Here is a 20,603-nt window from a genome sequence, read left to right on the forward strand (position 1 = left end):
CGCCGGCACGAAGTTATCAGCGCTTGCGCAGAGTTATGAGCGCCAGCGCGAAGTTATCAGCGCTTGCACGAAGTTATCAGCGCTTACCCCGCAAAAAACCGGACAGCAAGCGCCGTCCGGTTTTCCATTATTCCGTACCTTCTTTTTCGTCTTCCAGTTCCGGATACAGGCGAGCCAATACTTTTGCGTAGCCGCCTGACCCGTAGTCGACGCAACGGCGGATCCGGGAGATGGTTGCGGTGCTCGCTCCCGTTTCGTTTTGAATCGTGTCGTACGTCTTCTTTAATTTCAACATCCGGGCCACTTCCAACCGCTGAGCAAGCGATTGGAGTTCACCGATTGTAAACAAATCATCAAAGAAATGATAACATTCATCGAGGTCTTTCAATTCAAGGATCGCCTTGAACAATTGATCCGTCTGATCGCTGCGGATCTTATCGATTTGCATAGAAGGAATCCCTCTCTTCACATGATTTCAGTTACGGCGTATAAGTGACGGACGTGGCCATGCCTGGATTCGATGCAACGATATGAATCCAAGATTTCCCCGGTATCAATTTAGCCGACAAGCCATTGTCGATGGGCAGGAGGAACCCGTCTTCATTCTTCCATTCAATCTCTTTTACGATGCCAGCGTGAAACAATAAGGCTCGGCCGCCCGAGTCAATATCAATCGCTTGCCGTCCGATATTATCAATGGTCCGATGCGCCGCTTCAAATACGAGAATGTTGGACAGCTCCACTTTTTGTCCATCTGCTTTGTCAACCGTCAATATGCCATTCGCGGTCCGTTCATATGTCCCTTTATCCGCGTCATATGTATAGACGCTTGTAAAGTTGGAATCTGTTCCATAACGGACAGTGATGGACGACGCCATATCTCCTATTTTAGCACTTTCAATCGATTCATGGAAAGAGAGGGACGGCGTCTTCCCGATTTCCATGGAAGCATTCACTTTTTCAGCGCCCGCTAACACATTATCTCCACTGATATACGAATTATGAGGCGCCCTTCTCTCTTTTGAACGCTGAAATAAAACCCCATCGTACTGCATGCCGTTAATATTGTCGACTACCCGGTTTTGCAGCAACTTCTGGGCGTCCGGACTATACCCATGTGCTACATAAAACGCATCGAGCCCTTTGGCAATATGCACGAAATAATCCCGGGCACTCCGGACCGGACCAATTTCTCCCGGCAATTCACTTTGGAATAAAGCCAAAAATCTCGTCACGTTGCCTTCAGCCGCCATTTCATAGACGATATCCGCTTGACTGATACCCGACTGCGGTCGAGCCAATGGATGATTATTAATGGTCGCGAGCACCGGACGACGCGTCGTTTCAGTGTCTGACAAGACGCCTGTAAAAGGTTGTTGATACTTCGGAATCGGTTCTACTTCTTCCACGATTTCTTCGCTAGGCGATGGAAGCGGAATCGCCTCCGCCTCCACTTTCTCTTTTTTTGAACACGCTGCACACAGCAACAGGACGGCCACCAAAAGGGTGAACCATGCTCTCATTTTCCCTCTCATATCTTCTCCCCTATCTTTTCGTGAATGGAACGAGCACTTCATTTTTCATAACATCATATAAACCCAATTGGGTAATACGGATATAAGGCAAATGTGTGGACTGCAGGAATAGAAACGTATAGACGACATCACCATATTCATATCCCCTTGCAGCAAGTGCTTCGACAAGATCAACTTGCTGTCCTATCAAAATGTCCAATGGCTCCAACGATCCGCCTCCGCCCAATGGCAATGGGATGGTCGCTACCGTGGTCCCATTTTCGGTCAGGACCATTCCTCCTCTAATCCGTTTCATCTCGTCGAATGCCCGAAGCATTTCTCTTTTGTCTTTTCCGATCAAGATGATATCTCCTGTATTGGAGAAGGAGGAGGCCAGCCCTTGGACTTTCGTTGCAAAGCCTTTAATTATCGCATTGACCCGCCATTCCCCAAAGCGGTCGATGAGCATGACAAAGCTTTCATCATGATCTTCCGATAACGTATTCCCTGTCGTGTCAACCGTGACCTCATACGGTTTGGTGATGACATCATTCACCATTTCTATTCCAATCGGACTATCGAACCGGAAATCTGATTCTTCAAGTTCAAATAGCGGAGCAAATGCCGGTACCGCCGACCAATCGACCGCGCCAAGCGTCCCGGAAGATTCACCATTTCGTCTCAACCAATTCCCTTTTGACAAGACATCGGTCGGAACAGGGTTGTATTCATCCTCCAATATATTAAGCGACGCGTAGCGTCCCGTCGCAATGATGCCATGCAAATCGGCCATATCATAATAGCGGGCTATATTATAAGAAGCCATTTGATAAGCGTCAATCGGCGGCACACCGGCATCCAGCGCCACTTGGATACATTTATCCATCACGCCGTCGCTATAAAACGAAGGTGTCGCCCCATCCGTCGTCATCATCAAATGGTCGAACACATCATGCCCTCTTTCAACCAAACCTTTGAGCAGATCCGGCAAATCCGGTCGGATCGAGGAATGACGAAGCGTGACACCATAACCATGCAGCAACCGCGCTTCCACTTCCTCCACGGTCATCGCTTCATGGTCTCCATCGGCTCCGAGTAGTTTCATCCGGGCCAACGTCTTGTCCGATGCGCCTGGAAAATGACCTTCAATTTTAACGCCCGCCGCTTTTGCCGCAGTAAGCGAAGTAAACATATCCGAGTCACCCGCTACAAGACGTGGCCAGGCCGTCAGCTCGCCACCCATCCGGATATCCGGCCGTTTTAGCCACTCCGCAACAGATTCAGGCTTAAATAATTCCTTTTCCCGTTGATGGGCCGTCTGGGAATCAAAACGCGTCCACCAGTAAAACGAATAGGGCAGGTTCGCAAACTGATCTAGAATTGTAAAAGATGTTTCATTACTAAGTGTCAGGAAAAACATGAGATTATCCGCAATGAATGTCGTCGTTCCTCTACTGGCTGCATAATCGGCCAATGTTTCAGCATTATATAAGAGGAAAGGGTGGACATGCGGCTCGATATACCCAGGCACGATTTTTTTGCCTGCCGCATCGACGATTTCCGTCCCTTCCGTAATGGCAGGCATATCCTTTCCTGCATAAATAATTCGATTTCCCGAAATCCAAATGTTCCCTTCCACCCATTTTTTATAGATGGAATGCAAGTAAGTCGCATTGGTAATAAGCAGTTCGGGCGCTTGCTTACCATTGATAATACGCAATTGTTGCTGTACTTCATTCATTTCCCACATAACCATTTCTTCCTTTCTATGTAACATTCCCCTGCTCATAATCGTAGCATAGCGCGCATAAGAAAAATAGATTATTAGGTGAATTTGAACTGGTTCTTCAGATCGAAAGGAATCTTCTAAGTTTTGTGGAAAGTACACTTATACACTACATAGATGGGATTTGATTAGATGACGGAAAAAATGACGTTTGATAAAGAAATGGCGGATGAATATGACAAAGGTATACGGCGGACTCTCCCTTCCTACGATGCTATGCTCCGGCTTGTCCAAGCATTCCTCCGGTCCCATTGCAGTCCGCAAGCCCGCCTACTGCTCGTCGGTGCCGGCGGGGGAAATGAGCTGACTGCCCTCGGACCAAGCAATCCGGGTTGGACTTTCACCGCTGTCGACCCTGCTGCATCTATGCTGAAGCTAGCTCGGATGAAAGCGGAAGATGCACAGATGGCCGATCGTGTTGGTTTCGTGGAAGGTACCGTCGATGATGTGGATTCGGGCCAAACTTTCGATGCTGCCACCTGTTTGCTTGTACTGCATTTTATCCGGGAAGATGCAGATAAACTTCATTTATTAAAGAAAATCCGTCAGCATCTGCCAAAGGGCGCGCCGTTCGTCCTGGCGGCCATGTACGGTGACCCTGATGCCTCGGCCTTCGATGAATTGTTCGCATTATGGAAGGCTTATTGGCTTGACTCAACCAAGCTGACGCAAGAAGAAGTGGATGAAATGGAGAAAACGGTCCGTAGCCTTTCATTCCTCCCGGAAGACAAAATTGTTAGTTTGCTGGAGGAGGCCGGATTCCAGAATATCGCCAAGTTCTTTTCTACGAATATGTTCGGCGGCTGGATTTGCAAAGCGCATTGATTAGGTAGTTGAACCCAATTGAATATTCATAGAACAACACCCCGATTCATCAATTGAACCGGGGTGTTTTGTTATCTCTTCAAATTCGAAAATGTATCATTTCCCCATTTTCGGGGACGCTAAAGACAAACTTTTTTCTGCGCATCACATGAAGGGAGAGTTGCAAATGACTGAAAAACAGGAGGGCTGTGGGCCTCCGGGGTCCCCTCCTTTATTCAAGGAACTATCGACCATATTCGATCCTTCGAGTGATATCGTTAATACGCCTCTTCAAATAAAAGATCATACCGCCTTCCTATTCTATGTAAAATCGGTCGTGGACGGCGATAAGCTCCAACAAACGGTCATCAGGCCATTTTTTGAAATGGCATCGGAAGAAGACTTTGCATCGTATATCCAATCTTTGCCGAATCGAACAGATATTCCGGATAAAGATAAACTACTCATTATGCTTAGTTCAGGTTTCGTCCTGATTGCGATTGGTGATCGTACTTTTTTATTGGATATCCGCCTCGTTAAGAATGATGAGGTTCAGGAGACTGTAATGGAACCGACGATTCATGGGCCGCAGAAAGGATTAAGCGAGGACATTGAAACGACAATCAATTTGATCAGGCAGCGATACCGTAATTCTTCTTTAAAAGTCGAGGAAATTATAAAGAATGATACATCCAACCGTCCAATCGTTTTGCTCTACGACAGTGATCGAAGCGATCCGTGTATGTTAAAGAAAATCAGAGCGGAGCTGGAGGGGATCAATAACCCTTTATTCGAATCTGTGGAGGATCTCCAACACTTCCTTAACAAGAGCAAGTTGACCCTTTTTCCGACGACGATGGTAACAGAGCGTCCTGATCGCATCGTCTACAATTTGGTCGCCGGGAAGGTTATCATCGCAATTGACGGAAGTCCGAATGTCATCGTTGCACCTATCGTCTTTTTTGATTTCATGTCATCGATGGAAGACAATTACCACGTCTCTGTCGTATCAGGTTTTACGATTATGTTAAGGTATTTAGGTTTATTCACATGTATTGTACTTCCTAGTTTATATATAGCGATGACGTCGTATAACCCCGAGATTCTTCGGATTGAGCTGGCCCTAACCGTTGCAGGAAGTAGGATCGGTGTGCCTTATCCTTCGTTTATCGAAGTTATTTTCATGATCTTTTTCATGGAATTATTGACAGAAGCGAGCATGCGATTGCCGAAAGCGGTTAGCGGCACCGCGACGACTGTCGGCGGGCTTATATTAGGGACGGCAGCGACGGAAGCAGCATTGACCTCAACAATTATGGTCATTATTATTTCAGCTGTCGCCATTTCCACATTCGTCATTCCTATCAATGAAATGAGCTTTGCAGTTCGAGTCGTAAGGTTTCTATTGATTATTTACACTACGCTTTTCGGATTGGTTGGATTACTGATCGGTTTCATTGGAATCATCATGTTTTTAGCAAACAAGGATAGCATGGGCGAACCGTATTTGCGGATTCCATGGAAGGGCAAGAATGCTGAATTGGGGATGGACAATAAATGAGCCGTTTCCTTTTTTACTTGATTCTGATTAATACCCTGACAAATATGGTTTCTATTACGCCAAGAATCCTAATCTCTGGAAGCGACAGCGGGACAATCATTTCCATGGGTCTTGCGCTTATTTTCGGAATTTCGTTGACCTATTTCCTCGTGATTCTTTTTAGCCGTTTCCCCGGCCAAGGCTTGCCCGAGATTTTGAAAGCGTACACTCCCAAATGGGTCGCAACACCAGTTCTTCTTTTTATGGGTGCAGCGTGGTATTTCGCAGGTCTCTTCACACTTATGATTTACACATTTATCATTATCCGCTTTCTGACGCCTGAAATGTCCATCTACACGATTGTGTTGACTTTTGCCCTTGTCGTCACGTATGGGGTCTTAATGGTAACGAAAAACATTTTATATATGAGTGAAATTATTTTTATTCTCGTTGTCCCGTTTATCGTATTCGTTCAAATAAAGGGCTATCTAAGTCCCACTCTGAATTGGGATTATATACGAATCGCTCTCATGCAGGTTAATCAGTTGCCGGATTATGGGGCTTTTACATCTTCGCTCTTTATCGTCGTAGGAACTGCAAACTTAGTGATATTCAATCGATTTTTCACAACACTGAAAAAGCCGACACCTAAAGGCATGGCTCTTCTGACACTTACTTGCACGTACATCCTTGCGACGACTTATTTCCTTCCAATCGGTTTTGGGGGGTTCGACTCTCTCGATAATGCATTGTATCCGTGGATTATGACGAGTGATTCCATCCGTATGAAATTTGGGGTCATTGAAAGGATCGTCTTTATATTTATTGGCGCCTTTTTGGCCCTCGGCGTCGTCAGTATCATCATGCATTGGCATATTTCAATCCAATTGCTTTCAAGCGTCTTTCATTTCAAGCGGTTCAAATGGAAATCGTTTAATTTGACCCTTCCTTTATTCATCGTCTTCTATTGGGTTGTTGCAATGATCCTAACTAGAACGATGACAGTGGAAGGACTTTATAGAACAGTTGAAATGTACGATGACATCGTTTTGCCAGTCATGCTGATTTTGCTAGTCGGTTGTTTACTTTTAGCGAAGAAAGGGGCTGCATCCAAATGGCGGGAAAGCAAAAAATTATAAAAGGGGGCCTTGCCTCCATCCTTTTGCTCTCCTTGCTTCTACAAGCCGGATGTGCATTCAAAGATATCGACAAGAGGGTATTTGTCATTGGATTCGGTATTGATCCCTCGGAAAAAGTGAGGAACGGTTTCAGGGTGACATTGAAGTTGGCAAAGCATGTCGGAGACGTCAAACAAGCAACATCCCCGCCTTATTTCTATATATCGCATGACGCTGAATCAATTGCAGAAGCAATCCACGATATGGAAACCCGTGTCGATAAAGTATTGGATTTTGGACATAGTAAAATCATTATTATGCACAGGGAATTGCTGGACAAGGATTTAGATACATTCATGGACTTTTTCACAAGGCGCGGGGATATCCAAATGATTTCCTATGTCGCTGTAGCTGATAAGACTGCCGAAGAGGTTATTTCCTTTGAACCAGCAATTGAAACTCCTGCATCGATCGCTTTATATAACTATTTCGACAATACTGGAACGGAAAGCCCCTTCGTCGTGACAACATTTCTATTTGAGTTCAGACGGGAGGTTTTAGGAAAAGGGATGGATACAATCATGCCAATCATCGGCATAGATGAAGAAAACGACGAATTCGTCATTGATAAATCGATTATTCTCAATTGGGGAGTGCAACCTCTGGAATTGACACGGGAGGAAACAAAGTATTTCAATTCCCTTGTGCATAAAGCTTACGGGTTCAGTTATAAAATTGAAAAAGATGACCTCGTAATGATAATGAACTTCGATCAAATTAAAATGAATTATAAAATCGTCCTTGACCAAGGTAATCCGCGAATCGATATGAACATCACGAAAGTCGGTGTGGTCGGGGAAGCCAGTAAGCGTTTGGATAATAGAAACTTAGAAAAATACGATAAAATAGCGGCAAAAGAGATCAAAAAAAAAGTCGAGGGGCTCTTGACAAAACTCCAAGAAAACAATTTCGATCCATTCGGGTTCGGCTTGCGTTATCGTGCGACAAGATTATCGCGAAAAGACATTGCGGATGAATGGGAGCGCATTTATCCCGAAATCAAATTCAATGTCAAAGTGAAGATAGAACTGAAAAGCACCGGAGTAGTTGAATAAAATTGGGGACACGGGCGTTGGTCCGACAACTTTTCATATTCGTCGAAGATGTGACGGTTCTTTGGACAACTAAGCGGATTGGCGGTAATCTCAGATACTACTAGGAAGCTAATCCTTCACTTAATACGACAAGACCATTCTACTTTACGCAGAATGGTCTTTTTCTTTATTCAAACGTCCGCCAGCCGATATCCGTCCGGTAGAAGAAACCGTCCCATTTCAGTTGGGAGAGTCCGGCGTATACCTTTTCTTGCGCTTCTTTCAGCGAATCCGCTTGCGCGGCAATTAACAGGACGCGGCCGCCGTTGCCGACATAGCGATCACCTTCCGCTTTCGTCCCAGCGTGGAAGATCTCCAGTCCTTGGGAACGCAACCCATTTAAATCCGGCAATAGGTTGCCTTTTACGACATCGCCTGGGTAGCCGTCCGCTGCGACGACGACGCCTAGCATTGCCTCGTCATGCCATTTCAAGTCATACGGTTTTCCTGCCATGAGGGCTGTCATGAACTCACCGAAATCGGATGCCATCCGCGGCAAGACGATTTGAGTCTCCGGATCGCCAAAGCGAGCGTTGAATTCGATTACTTTCGGCCCTTCCTCCGTCAGAATCAAACCAGCATATAGGATCCCGGTAAACGGAGTTCCTTCCGCCGCCATCGCTTCAACTGTCGGTACGACCACTTTATCATATGCCTCTTGCACGACACTATCCGAAATTTGTGGAACTGGAGAATAAGCCCCCATCCCACCTGTGTTAGGACCTCTGTCTCCATCATACGCACGCTTATGATCTTGTGCGATGACCATCGGATAGATTTGCCCATCATGGACGAATGACATATAGGAAAATTCCTCGCCGTCCAAAAACTCCTCGATGACGACCTTCGAAGAGGACTCTCCGAATTTTTGATTGCCAATCATATCGTCCACCGCATGCAGTGCCTCTTCCAGCGTAGTTGCGACGATGACGCCTTTCCCTGCAGCCAGTCCGTCCGCCTTAACGACGATCGGTGCGCCTTGCTTGCGAATAAACGCTTTTGCTTCTTCTGCATCGGTAAAAGTACCGTACCCTGCGGTCGGAATATTGTATTTGACCATCAATTCTTTCGCGAATGACTTGCTCCCTTCAATAAGAGCCGCTGCTTTGGTTGGGCCGAAAGCAGTTAAGCCTTGTTCTGCAAAGTAGTCGACGATCCCTTCCGCCAATGGTTGCTCGGGCCCGACAAATGTCAAGTCGATGCCGTTATCCTTAGCGAATATCGCTAGAGCTTCGAAATCGGTCGCCTGGATCGAGACGATTTCAGCATCTTCGCGCATACCGTCATTACCCGGAGCGACAAAGACCTTCTCCACAGAAGGAGATTGATTGAACTGGCGGGCAATCGCATGTTCACGACCGCCGCTACCAATAACGAGTACTTTCACTTGATTTCCCCCTTAGTGTTTAAAATGGCGAACACCAGTAAAGACCATGGCGATGCCGTATTCATTCGCTTTCTTGATCGAGTCTTCATCTTTCACAGACCCGCCCGGCTGGATGATTGCAGTAATGCCGGCCTGTGCCGCCGCTTCGACCGTATCATCCATCGGGAAAAACGCATCAGATGCAAGCGCTGCTCCTTTCGCACGCTCCCCTGCCTGTGTCAATGCAATATTGGCTGCTCCGACGCGGTTCATTTGCCCCGCACCGACGCCTAGCGTCATATGAGAATCGGAAACGACGATGGCATTGGATTTCACGTGCTTAACGACAGCCCAGCCAAGGCGCAACGCTTCCCACTCTTCTTCTGTCGGTTCACGATCCGTAGCGACTCGAATATCCGCATCCGCGAATCCAAATGCGTCCGGCTCCTGCATTAACAGACCGCCTTCCACTGATACCGTATTCCACTGGTCTTTCTTATTTTGATCGAATGGAATCGTCAATAAGCGGATATTCTTCTTCGCCGTCAACAGTTCAATCGCTTCCGGTGTAAAAGAAGGAGCAATGACAATTTCAAGGAAAATTCCAGATAATTGTTCAGCAGTAGCCGCATCCACTTCACGGTTCAATGCGACAATTCCGCCAAAAATGGAAACCGGGTCTGCTTCATACGCTTTATTGAACGCTTCAGAGATTGTCTCTCCCGTTCCAACGCCGCATGGATTCATATGTTTCACCGCAACCGCTGCCGGTGCATCGAATTCTTTGACGATCTGAAGAGCCGCATTGGCATCTTGAATGTTATTATATGAAAGCTCTTTGCCGTGCAGTTGCTCCGCGTAGGCGATTGAGAAATCCGAGCCAAGTGGACGACTGTAAAAAGCCGCTTTTTGATGTGGGTTCTCTCCATAACGGAGGGGTTGCTTCAGCTCGTATGTATACGTCACTTGTTCCGGGAATTCTTCGCCCGCAAGATCAGTCAAATAGCCTGAAATGAGCGCATCGTACGCTGCCGTGTGACGGAACACTTTCGCTGCAAGACGGCGACGTGTTTCGAGTGTCGTTTTGCCTTCCGCTTTTAGTTCAGCCAATACTTGGTCGTAATCTACTGCGTCAACGATGACAGTCAAGTATACATGGTTTTTAGCAGAGGCACGAAGCATAGCCGGACCGCCGATATCAATGTTTTCAATCGCGTCCTCTACAGACACATCAGGCTTAGAAATTGTTTCTTTGAATGGATACAGATTGACGCAGACGATATCGATTGGACGGATACCGTGCTCTTCCATTTGCGCTTGGTGTAATGGATCGTCTTGTTTCGCCAGAAGCCCGCCATGGATCATCGGGTTGAGCGTTTTGACGCGACCTTCCATAATTTCCGGAAAACCAGTTACTTCGTCAACCGCTGTCACCGCGACACCGTTATCTTTCAAATGCTTCATCGTTCCGCCTGTCGATAATAATTCGTAGCCAAGGCTTTCTAGCGCTTGGGCGAATTCCAATATGCCGCTTTTATCCGATACACTCAGCAATGCACGTTTTTTCACGAATAAACCCTCCGTTTTTGGTAATGAACACATCAAATCTGGTAGATCGGTGATTTGCTTGCAGAACTGGATTGTTTGCTAGCACTCACCTGGTGTTTGCTTGCATTCACAAGCCAGTTGCTTGCACTGCAGCCTAATTTGCTTGCAAACCCTTAGTTAAATAACTGTTGCAGCGTTTCTTTATACAAATCATGCTCTACTGCATGAATAGCTTCCGCCGTTTTGTCTGTATCGCCGTCAATTACATCGACTGCACGTTGCGCTAAAATCGGACCGGTATCCATCCCTTCATCCACCAGATGGACGGTGACACCTGTCACTTTGACTCCTTTTTCAATCGCTTGGCCGATGGCATCTTTGCCTGGGAAGGAAGGAAGCAAGGATGGATGGATATTGACGATGCGGTTCGGATAGGCCTCCAATAAAACCGGGCCGATCATCCGCATATAACCTGCCAATACTAACCATTCTGCGCCTGCTTCCTCCAGGACAGCTAAAACTGCTTCCTCATAATCTTGCTTCGAACCGAATTCCTTCGGCCGGAAGCCCGCAATCGGGACGCCAGCTTTTTCCGCGCGTTCCACCACATACGCTTCAGGCTTGTCCGTCACCATCATGACGATTTCCGCATTCAGTTCCCCATTGCGGCAAGCTGCCTCGATTGCCGCAAAATTACTGCCACTTCCGGATGCGAAAACGGCAATCTTTGTTTTTACAGTCATGCTTCCAAGCTCCCGTCATGAGTACCATTAAACGTGACGCCCGTACCTTTCACAACGCGCCCGATCAAGTAAGCCTGCTCGCCATGATCCGCTGCGATTTCAATAGCTCTTGCGGCATCCGCTTCAGGGAGGGCGACAACAAATCCAATTCCCATATTGAATACGCTGTACAAATCTTTATCCGTTAAGTCGCCTTTTTCCTTTAACATCTTGAAAATCGGCAAAACGGGCCAAGAACCAAGGTTGATTTCCACACCGAAACCATCCGCCAACATACGTGGCAAGTTCTCGAAGAACCCTCCACCTGTAATATGGCCCATCGAATGGATATCCAATTCTTTGTGCATTTGTAAAACAGGTTTCGCATAGATTTTCGTCGGCTGAAGCAGCGCATTGCCTACTGTACCAAGCTCTTCATACCCCGCGATATACTGATCGATTTCATAGCCTTGTTCTTCCAGGACAATTTTTCGTACGAGTGAATAGCCATTGGAATGGATTCCGCTCGATGCAATTCCAACAAGAACATCGCCTTCCGCCACTTTTTCGCCAGTGATGATATCACTTTTTTCGCAAGCACCGACTGCGAAGCCAGCCAAGTCGTACTCATCGACTTCATAAAGACCCGGCATTTCTGCCGTTTCCCCGCCGATCAACGCTGCACCAGATTGGACACAGCCGTCCGCAATCCCTTTGACAATTGCCTCGACCTTTTCCGGAACCGCTTTTCCGAGCGCAATGTAATCTAGGAAATACAGCGGTTCAGCCCCTTGCGCCACGATATCATTGACACACATCGCGACACAATCGATACCGATCGTATCGTGCTTGTCCGCCATGAATGCAAGCTTCAATTTCGTCCCGACACCATCCGTGCCCGAAATTAATACCGGCTCTTTGAAATTAAGTGCAGAAAGGTCGAACATGCCGCCGAATCCGCCAAACGTACCCGCGACCCCTTTTCTCGCGGTCCGAGCCACATGTGATTTCATACGTTCAACAGACTCGTAGCCTGCTTCAATATTGACACCAGCTTTTTCATACGCCTTCGACATGGAAAGGCCTCCTATCGTACGATTTCTTTTTCATGCGGCATGGCCGTATCCGAATAGATGTCCGTCGGATATTCACCTGTAAAGCATGCCAGGCATTGCCCGCAATTTTTCATTTCCGGGGAACGGCCCATTGACTCCAACATTCCTTCAATTGACAAGAACGTCAAGGAATCCGCGCCGATTAACTCCCGAACTTCTTCAACCGAACGTCCGGTTGCAATTAATTCTGAATCCGAACTGATATCCACGCCGTAGTAACATGGACTGATGAGTGGAGGGGAGGCGATGACAACGTGCACTTCCGTAGCTCCCGCTTCTTTCAGCAACGATACGATCCGTTTTGATGTCGTCCCACGTACAATTGAATCGTCGACCATGACGACCCGCTTGCCATTGACGACTTGATGGACCGGAGACAATTTCATCTTCACGCCTTTTTCCCGCAAAGCCTGAGAGGGTTGAATGAACGTCCGGCCTACATACCGGTTTTTAATGAGGCCCAACTCGTACGGAATGCCGCTTTCTTCGGAAAACCCGATCGCTGCGGAAATACTGGAATCCGGTACCCCTGTCACAACGTCCGCATCAATCTGCACTTCCCGGGCCAATTGCTTGCCACAACGCTTCCGCGCCATATGGATGTTGATATTGTCAATATCGGAGTCGGGTCTGGAGAAATAGACATACTCCATTGAACAGATTGCCCGATCCGCCGCCGGAGCGAATCGTTCCGACTGCAGCCCATTTTTATTGATGATCAACAACTCTCCAGGCTCAACCGAGCGGACATGTTCTGCACCGATAATATCAAACGCACATGTTTCCGAGGCAACGACCCATGAATCCCCTAACTTCCCAAGGGACAGCGGACGCAAACCGTTCGGATCTTGCGCCACCATGAGACCTTCTTCCGTTAGTAAGACAAAGGCAAAGGCGCCCTTTAAAATCGCCAATGCTTTTTTCACGCGATCCCGCTGCGTCAACGAACCGCTGCTTCTCTTGATCAAATGGGCGAGTACTTCCGTATCTGACGTCGTCTGAAAGATACTTCCTTGTTTCTCCAGGTGTTCCTTCAAGTCACGCGCGTTTACCAGGTTCCCGTTATGGGCGATGGCCATGCTTCCGGTTGTGGAACGGAATACAAGGGGCTGGACATTTTCTATGCCACGTCCATCTTCCGTCGTATAGCGAACTTGACCGATTGCGCTATGCCCCTTCAACCCATCCAGTTTGTTCCCAGAAAACACTTCATTCACTAAACCTTCGCCTTTAATGACTTGAAGTCCTTTTCCATTTTTCGTAGCAATACCGGCACCTTCCTGGCCCCGGTGCTGCAACGCGTGCAGACCGTAGTACGCAATCTGCGCCGCATCTTCATGTCCCCAAATGCCAAACACGCCGCACTCTTCGTTTATGCCTCTGAGTTCAGCAAGCATTGGATTGCCCCTTTCCAAGCGGAACGGAATTCCTCCACTGTCCCGTCGATCAATGTAGCGTTGTTTTCGCCTTGAATCACAATTCTTCCGTTGTCTGTCACGATACCGATTTTGACTGCATCCGTCACCGTTTTTTCAAATGCCGCTGCGTTCTCTTGTTTCACTGTCACTAGGAAACGGGATTGTGTTTCGCTGAATAAAGCGGTAACTGCTGAACCCGAAATGGTCACTTCCGCTCCGAGACCTGCAGGACCGAACGCTTTTTCACACAACGCCACGGCAAGTCCGCCTTCGGATAAATCTGTCGCCGATTGAACGAGTTCATTTTGAATCGCAGCGAGCAATTCCTGCTGACGTTTCGCTTCCACATCCAAATCGATTGCCGGTGCTTTTCCGAAAATCTTCCCTTCGAGCATTTGCTGCAATTCGCTTCCGCCGAATTCCATCGCTGCCTCGCCAATCAAATAAATAGCATCCCCTGCGTTTTTGAATACTGTCGTCGTCACTTGCGATAGATCATGGACGATCCCAACCATACCAATTGTCGGTGTTGGATAGACCGGCACGCCGTTGACTTCGTTGGAAAGAGAAACGTTCCCACTGATTACTGGGGCATTCAATTTCAAGCATGCTTCCGAAATGCCGTCCGCTGATTTTTCAAGATGCCAGAACACTTCCGGCTTATCTGCGCTACCGAAGTTCAAGCAGTCCGTGATCGCAATCGGTTCTGCACCAGAGCAAACTAAGTTCCGTGCTGCTTCCGCAACTGCAATTTTCCCGCCTGTTTCCGGATCTAAGTATACATAGCGGGAGTTACAATCCGCTGTCATTGCGAGACCTTTATACGTCCCTTCCACACGGATGATACCGGCAGAAGAACCCGGTGCTACGACAGTGTTATGTCCCGCTTGCGTATCAAACTGATTGTAAAGCCATTCTTTTGAAGCGATTGTTGGGCGTTTCAATAACTCGATGAGCGTATCTTTCAAATCCTCTACAACCGGCTCTGTCATTTCCATCGCCTGGTATTCTTTAAAGTATGCCGGTTCTTCCGATTTTTTATGATAAACAGGTGCGTCTTCAGCAAGTGCGTCAGCCGATACTTCCGCCACGACTTCTCCTTTGTGTAGGAGGCGAAGCATTTTATCATCTGTTACTTGGCCGATTGCGACAGCATTTACATTATATTTGGCAAAAAGGTCGATTATTTCTTGTTCACGACCTTTTTTCACGACGATCAGCATCCGCTCTTGCGATTCGGATAACATCATTTCATAAGGCGTCATGCCTTGTTCCCGTTGTGGTACCCGGTCCAAGTTCAGCTCCACACCATAGCCGGCCTTCGAAGCCATTTCTGCAGAGGAAGATGTCAGACCTGCTGCTCCCATGTCTTGGATCCCGATCAGCGCATCCGATTTGACAAGCTCCAAGCAAGCTTCCATGACCAATTTCTCAAGGAACGGATCCCCCGCCTGCATGACCGGCAGATCGGCTTCTTCATCCACTGACACTTCGACTGATGACATCGTAGCCCCGTGGATACCATCACGGCCCGTTGTTGCCCCAGCATACATGACAGTGTTACCTACTCCGGATGCGACCCCTTTTTGTATATCTTCATGGTTCAATAAACCGACAGCCATCGCATTGACGAGAGGACGCTTGGAATAGCTATTATCAAACTGCACCTCGCCTGCAATTGTCGGAATCCCGATAATGTTCCCATAGCTAGCCATCCCCGCGACCGCTTCTTCCAATAGATAGCGATCCCGCTCATCCGTCAAATCCCCAAAACGAAGTGAGTTGACGAGAGCTACTGGACGGGCGCCCATGGAAAAGACGTCACGAAGAACACCGCCCGCTCCTGTCGCCGCGCCAATGAAAGGCTCGATCGCAGAAGGCGAGTTATGTGACTCCATTTTAAAGACAGCCGCTTGGTTATCGCCGATATCGACAATCCCAGCCCCTTCTCCCGGACCTTGCAAAACACGTTCACCTTTCGTCGGGAATTTCCGGAGGACCGGTTTTGAACTTTTATAAGAACAATGTTCAGACCACATGGCAGAGAATAGACCCGTTTCCGTATAGTTCGGCAGGCGTCCCAAGATGCCTTCCGCCCTTGCGAATTCCTCATCAGTCATTCCCATCTGGCGATACAACTTTTCCTCTTTGATCTGTTGTGCGTTTGGTTCATGCATGGCTGACATTGTTTTCACTCCAATTTTTCAAGATTGATTGAAATAAAGGGTATCCATCTGTTCCACCGATGATTTCCTCTACGGCCCGTTCCGGCAGCGGCATCATCCCCAAAACATTGCCCTGTTCATTCAAAACGCCCGCGATAGCGTCCGTGCTACCATCGCTGTTGTCTTCCGCATAGGTAAAAACGATACGGTCATTCTGCTTCAGTTCAGTCAATGTTTCTTCATCGACAAAGTAATTGCCATATTGGTGCGCGAATGGTATCGAGATTTCCTGACCTTCTGCGTATTCTGTAGTGAATTTAGAAACTTTATTTTGAATCACCAGTTTGGCTTTGCCCGTTCTAAATTTCAATCCACTATTTTGAAGGAACGCCCCCGGCAATAGTCCAGCTTCCGCCAAAATTTGAAACCCGTTCCCGACACCCAATACCGGTTTCCCGGATGCCGCAAAAGCTTGTAAGCTTTCGATAGCCGGTGAAGCTTGGGCCAGCGCGCCAGGACGGAGATAATCTCCATAGGAAGCGCCGCTGGGAATCAAGACTGCATCATATTGCGCAAGTTTTTGGTCGGCATCCAAATGCCAGACCAGATCTGCGTCTTGACCGACCACTTTTGTGACTGCATGATGCATGTCCACATCGCAACTTAAGCCTGGAAGCACTAAAATAGCGAACTTCATTTGCCCGCAACCTCCCCAATTTCAAAGCGGTAGTTTTCAATAACTTTATTTACCAGAAGCTTCTCGCACATCTCAGTGACACGCGCTTCGATCTCCTCACTTGACCCTTCCACTTCAAGTTCGATCAACTTGCCTACACGAACTTTGCCTACTTCGTCAAAACCTAATGCGTGAAGAGCTTCTTGCGCCGCAATTCCTTGTGGATCTACCACACTTTCACGGAGTGTTACGTATACGTTTACTTTCGTCATGTTTGGTTCCTCCCAAATGGAATTAGATTAGAGTGTTTTGAAGGTCCGCTATTCGCAACAGACCGCTTGAATATCGGGTAAAGCTATTACTAAGGACAATCTTCATTCTGCCCAAATGCCTGTGGCAATAATTTCTTGCAATGTGTTATCTATATCATCAGTCATAATCGTAATATGCCCCATCTTGCGTTTCTCTTTTGCTTCCGTTTTGCCATATAGATGGACCGACCAATCGGGATATTCTTTTACGACCCGAATCAGCGGCGTAACATGCTCACCCAGGACATTGACCATGATGGAAGGTGCCCATAGTTTAGGCTTCCGTAACGGCCAACCGCAAATGGCTCGGATATGCTGGTGGAACTGCGATACGTTGCACGCTTCAATTGAATAATGGCCCGAGTTATGAGGCCTTGGCGCCAACTCGTTAATGAGGATATCGTCATTTTCCAAAACGAACATTTCCACTGCCAGCGTACCGACCAACTGAAGATGGTCTGCAATTTTCCGTGCCGCCGCTTCCGCCTGCTCAATCACATTTGAGGAGACCCGGGCAGGCACAATCGATTCATGTAAGATATGGTGCTGGTGGATATTTTCCGCAACCGGTAGGCAATACGATTCGCCTGCGGCATTCCGCTGAATGATGACTGATATTTCTTTGACAAATGGGACGAACGCTTCGGCAATGCAAGCCGAGTGGGCAAACAGTGATTCCGCCTCTTGCAACTGATTTAGGGAATCCAGTTTCACTTGTCCTTTGCCGTCATATCCGCCAAACGCTGTTTTGACGATGCAAGGAAAACCGATTGTGTCAATGGCGCTTTTTAATTCATCAAACGATTGGGCGGCAATATAGGGAGCAACCGGAGCTCCTGCTTGTTGAATCTCCGCTTTCTCAGCAATCCGGTTTTGTGTAATCCGGACAAGGTTAGCACCTTGAGGAACATGCGCTATCTCGGAAAGACGTTTTAACCCTTCATAGTCAATGTTCTCAAATTCATAAGTGATGACATCGCTCACTTCGCCCAACTCTTCAAGCGCCGCTTCGTCATTATAAGGAGCGACAATTTGTATATCCGCAATTTGTCCGCAAGGGGAATCCATCGTCGGGTCAAGAACTGCTATTTTGAATCCAGCCTCTTTTGCAGCCAAACCCATCATCCTGCCTAACTGGCCTCCACCGATGATACCGATCGTTTGTCCCGGTAAAATGGTTTTCACACTAACTCACCGCTACTTTCTAGAGCAATTTTCCGCATTTCATTCCGACGCGCTTCAATCCGGCTCTGCAATGCTTCATCATGAACGCTGAGGAACTGGGCAGCGAGCAGACCCGCATTGGTAGCTCCCGCCTTGCCGATTGCCATCGTGGCCACCGGAACCCCGCCTGGCATTTGAACGATGGAGAGTAAGGAATCCATACCATTTAATGCTTTAGATTGGACCGGCACGCCAATGACAGGTAGTAGCGTTTTTGAAGCAACCATTCCGGGCAAATGAGCAGCGCCTCCAGCTCCTGCGATGATCACCTGTAATCCTCTGTCGTAAGCTTGCTCCGCATATTCGAACATGAAATCCGGTGTCCGATGTGCTGAAACCACTTTTTTCTCGTACGGAACATTCAGTTCATCGAGTACATCGCACGCATGTTTCATCGTGTCCCAATCACTTTTGCTCCCCATGATCACGCCGATTTTCGGTTCCACTTCTCATCTGCTCCTTTTCAATAAATATATTTAATTTTTTAAATCTTAATATTAAAATATCCCCGAACCTTGCTCTTCACATGCATGAAGAGCAAGGTTCGAGGACATTGAAGAATACGTCGAGTTGTTTAGAAAGGCCACTCGCCGTCATCAATCCAAGATAGTGTTTGCTCTTCCCGCATAGTCCGGACATTCCGGTGTCCTGGTAGAAACGCCAAGGCCAATTCCTTCGCATATATGGGGATATCTAATTACACTACACATTTTAGCAAGATAAACACCATCCGTCAACGCAAAAGACGAACGATATTTTGAGTCATTTTTATATCGTTCGTCTTTTTATAATATCACTTATTCAATATCCCTTTAAATTGAATACGTTGTCGGACAGGGACATACTCACCATCCACTTCAGTAAAGACCGGTTCCTCCTTCCGACCAGCCACGACGTACCCTTCGGAGGCCATACGTTCTAAGCATTCCTCAATCGTTTCATCTGCTGCCACTTCAAACCACACCGTTTTCTTCTTCGTCATCTAAACAATTTCCCTTTCCGTACCGATCTCACCCAGAAACCACCATGAATCGTTTTTGTCTCATACGTACTAATAAATGCTTTCGGGTCTATGTCTTTAATGGTCTGATACAGTTTTAATTCGAATTTTCGAGGCGTCAAAATTTGCATAGCAGACCGACTGCCATCTAAGCCATTTGCCGACCAATGGGTTACACCATAACCCTCTTTTCGAAGGAGGCCCGGTAAATCTGAATCGGCATCCGCCGTAATGACATTCACCGTGATATAGCCGAGAGCCATTTTCTCCTCTATTTTGGAACCTATAATAATACCGCAACCAAATCCAAGCGCGTACGCTACTAAGTTTTCAATTTTCGTTAGATTATCGAGAACCAACCCAAGTCCAATGACATAAATCACGACTTCAAACACACTAACCAAGGCTGCAATATAGCGATACCCTTTTAAGGTTAAAATCATACGGACTGTGGAAAAGGTCACGTACACAATGTTAATTAAGAAAATGATAAGAACTGTTAGTATTGTAGCCACCTCCTTCGTATGTAGTTCTCATCCTAAAGGGAATCCTCGCTAAATTCAAGAGATTCCATTCCAATCAATTGTTGGAGGATGTTAGTAACATTGGCATATAGAGTAGTATACCCTTTGAGACGAGGAGGAAAACGACTGTAGCTTTGTGAGTAATAGCTTTGGAATTCCGTAATCAAGTCTACTGATTATACTTCTTTGCAGGTTGCTAACATCTACTTACGATCAGTCACTCCTATGTTTCTGCAAGCGATCATAACTCTCTGCGAGTGATCATAGTTCAGCGTAAGAGATCATAAATCTCCGCGAGCGATCATAAGTCAGGGCAAGAGATCATAAATCTTCGCGAGCGATCATAACCCTGGAAATCCGCTCTTAAGACAGGGAGAGCGTTCGTATTTTGGAATTTTCATCATCTCCCAGTCCTTCATAGGGTGTTCTACAAAGAGAGCTTCCATTGAATTAATTTTCCTCTTCCCACACCCTATCAGTACACTCCTGTAAAGGAAAAAACAAAAAAAGCCATTCCCCATTGGGAATGACTTGTTCGCCCGGCGACGTCCTACTCTCACAGGGGGAAGCCCCCGACTACCATCGGCGCTGAAGAGCTTAACTTCCGTGTTCGGTATG

The 20,603-nt window shown here is 47.2% G+C and carries 20 protein-coding genes and 1 riboswitch; of the genes, 4 read left to right on the forward strand and 16 right to left on the reverse strand.

Features of this window, described 5'->3' with window-relative positions:
• Positions 1 to 127: 127 nt before the first annotated feature.
• Genes AB1K83_RS17900 through AB1K83_RS17910 form a run of 3 tightly spaced genes read right to left on the reverse strand, consistent with a single transcriptional unit; the run spans position 128 to position 3,264 of the window.
• Entirely contained in the window at positions 128 to 448 is a 321-nt protein-coding gene (locus AB1K83_RS17900) for a YerC/YecD family TrpR-related protein (protein WP_413059569.1), read from the reverse strand.
• Positions 449 to 479: 31 nt separating this feature from the next.
• On the reverse strand, positions 480 to 1,535 hold the full coding sequence (locus tag AB1K83_RS17905) for a DUF3048 domain-containing protein (protein WP_413059570.1): 1,056 nt from the start codon (positions 1,533 to 1,535) through the stop codon (positions 480 to 482).
• Between the two features lie 10 nt (positions 1,536 to 1,545).
• Complete coding sequence (locus AB1K83_RS17910; RefSeq protein ID WP_413059571.1) at positions 1,546 to 3,264, reverse strand: adenine deaminase C-terminal domain-containing protein; 1,719 nt, start codon at positions 3,262 to 3,264, stop codon at positions 1,546 to 1,548.
• 168 nt (positions 3,265 to 3,432) lie between these two features.
• Between AB1K83_RS17910 and AB1K83_RS17915 the strand changes: the two genes are divergently transcribed.
• From AB1K83_RS17915 to AB1K83_RS17930, 4 genes are all read left to right on the forward strand, one after another.
• Positions 3,433 to 4,125: a class I SAM-dependent methyltransferase gene (locus tag AB1K83_RS17915; protein ID WP_413059572.1), complete on the forward strand. Its 693-nt coding sequence runs from the start codon at positions 3,433 to 3,435 to the stop codon at positions 4,123 to 4,125.
• Between the two features lie 166 nt (positions 4,126 to 4,291).
• Positions 4,292 to 5,665, forward strand: a complete 1,374-nt coding sequence (locus AB1K83_RS17920) for a spore germination protein (protein WP_413059573.1) — start codon at positions 4,292 to 4,294, stop codon at positions 5,663 to 5,665.
• Positions 5,662 to 6,783, forward strand: coding sequence for a GerAB/ArcD/ProY family transporter (locus tag AB1K83_RS17925; RefSeq protein WP_413059574.1), 1,122 nt, complete (start codon positions 5,662 to 5,664; stop codon positions 6,781 to 6,783). Before AB1K83_RS17920 ends, AB1K83_RS17925 begins: the two co-directional genes overlap by 4 nt.
• Positions 6,759 to 7,877, forward strand: coding sequence for a Ger(x)C family spore germination protein (locus AB1K83_RS17930; RefSeq protein ID WP_413059575.1), 1,119 nt, complete (start codon positions 6,759 to 6,761; stop codon positions 7,875 to 7,877). The genes AB1K83_RS17925 and AB1K83_RS17930 overlap by 25 nt, the downstream gene beginning before the upstream one ends.
• A 166-nt stretch (positions 7,878 to 8,043) precedes the next feature.
• Here the strand turns inward: AB1K83_RS17930 and purD are convergent, their stop codons facing one another.
• The 13 genes from purD to AB1K83_RS17995 all read right to left on the reverse strand — a co-directional run.
• Positions 8,044 to 9,303, reverse strand: coding sequence for a phosphoribosylamine--glycine ligase (gene purD, locus AB1K83_RS17935; RefSeq protein ID WP_413059576.1), 1,260 nt, complete (start codon positions 9,301 to 9,303; stop codon positions 8,044 to 8,046).
• A gap of 12 nt (positions 9,304 to 9,315) precedes the next feature.
• Complete coding sequence (gene purH / locus AB1K83_RS17940; RefSeq protein WP_413059577.1) at positions 9,316 to 10,851, reverse strand: bifunctional phosphoribosylaminoimidazolecarboxamide formyltransferase/IMP cyclohydrolase; 1,536 nt, start codon at positions 10,849 to 10,851, stop codon at positions 9,316 to 9,318.
• Positions 10,852 to 11,003: 152 nt separating this feature from the next.
• A complete protein-coding gene (purN, locus tag AB1K83_RS17945; protein WP_413059578.1) occupies positions 11,004 to 11,573 on the reverse strand; it encodes a phosphoribosylglycinamide formyltransferase in 570 nt (189 codons plus the stop codon).
• Entirely contained in the window at positions 11,570 to 12,628 is a 1,059-nt protein-coding gene (purM, locus tag AB1K83_RS17950) for a phosphoribosylformylglycinamidine cyclo-ligase (protein WP_413059579.1), read from the reverse strand. The genes purN and purM overlap by 4 nt, the downstream gene beginning before the upstream one ends.
• Before the next feature lie 11 nt (positions 12,629 to 12,639).
• Positions 12,640 to 14,064 carry an amidophosphoribosyltransferase gene (gene purF, locus AB1K83_RS17955; protein WP_413059580.1) on the reverse strand — a complete coding sequence of 475 codons (1,425 nt, stop codon included), beginning with the start codon at positions 14,062 to 14,064 and terminating at the stop codon, positions 12,640 to 12,642.
• Positions 14,040 to 16,271 (reverse strand): phosphoribosylformylglycinamidine synthase subunit PurL, encoded by a 2,232-nt coding sequence (purL, locus tag AB1K83_RS17960; protein ID WP_413059581.1) that lies wholly within the window; start codon positions 16,269 to 16,271, stop codon positions 14,040 to 14,042. Before purL ends, purF begins: the two co-directional genes overlap by 25 nt.
• Entirely contained in the window at positions 16,255 to 16,947 is a 693-nt protein-coding gene (gene purQ, locus AB1K83_RS17965) for a phosphoribosylformylglycinamidine synthase subunit PurQ (RefSeq protein WP_413059582.1), read from the reverse strand. The genes purL and purQ overlap by 17 nt, the downstream gene beginning before the upstream one ends.
• Entirely contained in the window at positions 16,944 to 17,198 is a 255-nt protein-coding gene (gene purS / locus AB1K83_RS17970; protein WP_413059583.1) for a phosphoribosylformylglycinamidine synthase subunit PurS, read from the reverse strand. The genes purQ and purS overlap by 4 nt, the downstream gene beginning before the upstream one ends.
• 102 nt (positions 17,199 to 17,300) lie before the next feature.
• Positions 17,301 to 18,422: a 5-(carboxyamino)imidazole ribonucleotide synthase gene (gene purK / locus AB1K83_RS17975; RefSeq protein ID WP_413059584.1), complete on the reverse strand. Its 1,122-nt coding sequence runs from the start codon at positions 18,420 to 18,422 to the stop codon at positions 17,301 to 17,303.
• Positions 18,419 to 18,907 carry a 5-(carboxyamino)imidazole ribonucleotide mutase gene (gene purE, locus AB1K83_RS17980; RefSeq protein WP_413059585.1) on the reverse strand — a complete coding sequence of 163 codons (489 nt, stop codon included), beginning with the start codon at positions 18,905 to 18,907 and terminating at the stop codon, positions 18,419 to 18,421. Before purE ends, purK begins: the two co-directional genes overlap by 4 nt.
• A gap of 161 nt (positions 18,908 to 19,068) precedes the next feature.
• Positions 19,069 to 19,168, reverse strand: a riboswitch (purine riboswitch).
• A gap of 86 nt (positions 19,169 to 19,254) precedes the next feature.
• A complete protein-coding gene (locus tag AB1K83_RS17985; protein ID WP_413059586.1) occupies positions 19,255 to 19,443 on the reverse strand; it encodes an NETI motif-containing protein in 189 nt (62 codons plus the stop codon).
• The gene (locus tag AB1K83_RS17990; protein ID WP_413059587.1) at positions 19,440 to 19,976 is read right to left on the reverse strand and encodes a DUF2179 domain-containing protein; all 537 of its coding nucleotides are present in this window, start codon (positions 19,974 to 19,976) and stop codon (positions 19,440 to 19,442) included. Before AB1K83_RS17990 ends, AB1K83_RS17985 begins: the two co-directional genes overlap by 4 nt.
• 350 nt (positions 19,977 to 20,326) lie before the next feature.
• A partial coding sequence (locus AB1K83_RS17995; protein WP_413059588.1) for a hypothetical protein occupies positions 20,327 to 20,603 on the reverse strand: 277 nt, incomplete at its 5' end.

This window comes from Sporosarcina sp. 179-K 3D1 HS, assembly GCF_047228905.1.
GTDB lineage: Bacteria > Bacillota > Bacilli > Bacillales_A > Planococcaceae > Sporosarcina.

Bases quoted from the DNA above. Each gene is read 5' to 3' on its own strand.
- purQ (WP_413059582.1), bottom strand. From the start codon at position 16,947: ATGAAGTTCGCTATTTTAGTGCTTCCAGGCTTAAGTTGCGATGTGGAC.
- purM (WP_413059579.1), bottom strand. From the start codon at position 12,628: ATGTCGAAGGCGTATGAAAAAGCTGGTGTCAATATTGAAGCAGGCTAC.
- AB1K83_RS17930 (WP_413059575.1), top strand. From the start codon at position 6,759: ATGGCGGGAAAGCAAAAAATTATAAAAGGGGGCCTTGCCTCCATCCTT.
- purN (WP_413059578.1), bottom strand. From the start codon at position 11,573: ATGACTGTAAAAACAAAGATTGCCGTTTTCGCATCCGGAAGTGGCAGT.
- AB1K83_RS17915 (WP_413059572.1), top strand. From the start codon at position 3,433: ATGACGGAAAAAATGACGTTTGATAAAGAAATGGCGGATGAATATGAC.
- purS (WP_413059583.1), bottom strand. From the start codon at position 17,198: ATGACGAAAGTAAACGTATACGTAACACTCCGTGAAAGTGTGGTAGAT.
- AB1K83_RS17900 (WP_413059569.1), bottom strand. From the start codon at position 448: ATGCAAATCGATAAGATCCGCAGCGATCAGACGGATCAATTGTTCAAG.
- AB1K83_RS17920 (WP_413059573.1), top strand. From the start codon at position 4,292: ATGACTGAAAAACAGGAGGGCTGTGGGCCTCCGGGGTCCCCTCCTTTA.
- AB1K83_RS17925 (WP_413059574.1), top strand. From the start codon at position 5,662: ATGAGCCGTTTCCTTTTTTACTTGATTCTGATTAATACCCTGACAAAT.
- purF (WP_413059580.1), bottom strand. From the start codon at position 14,064: ATGCTTGCTGAACTCAGAGGCATAAACGAAGAGTGCGGCGTGTTTGGC.
- purL (WP_413059581.1), bottom strand. From the start codon at position 16,271: ATGTCAGCCATGCATGAACCAAACGCACAACAGATCAAAGAGGAAAAG.
- AB1K83_RS17910 (WP_413059571.1), bottom strand. From the start codon at position 3,264: ATGTGGGAAATGAATGAAGTACAGCAACAATTGCGTATTATCAATGGT.
- AB1K83_RS17905 (WP_413059570.1), bottom strand. From the start codon at position 1,535: ATGAGAGGGAAAATGAGAGCATGGTTCACCCTTTTGGTGGCCGTCCTG.
- AB1K83_RS17985 (WP_413059586.1), bottom strand. From the start codon at position 19,443: ATGACGAAGAAGAAAACGGTGTGGTTTGAAGTGGCAGCAGATGAAACG.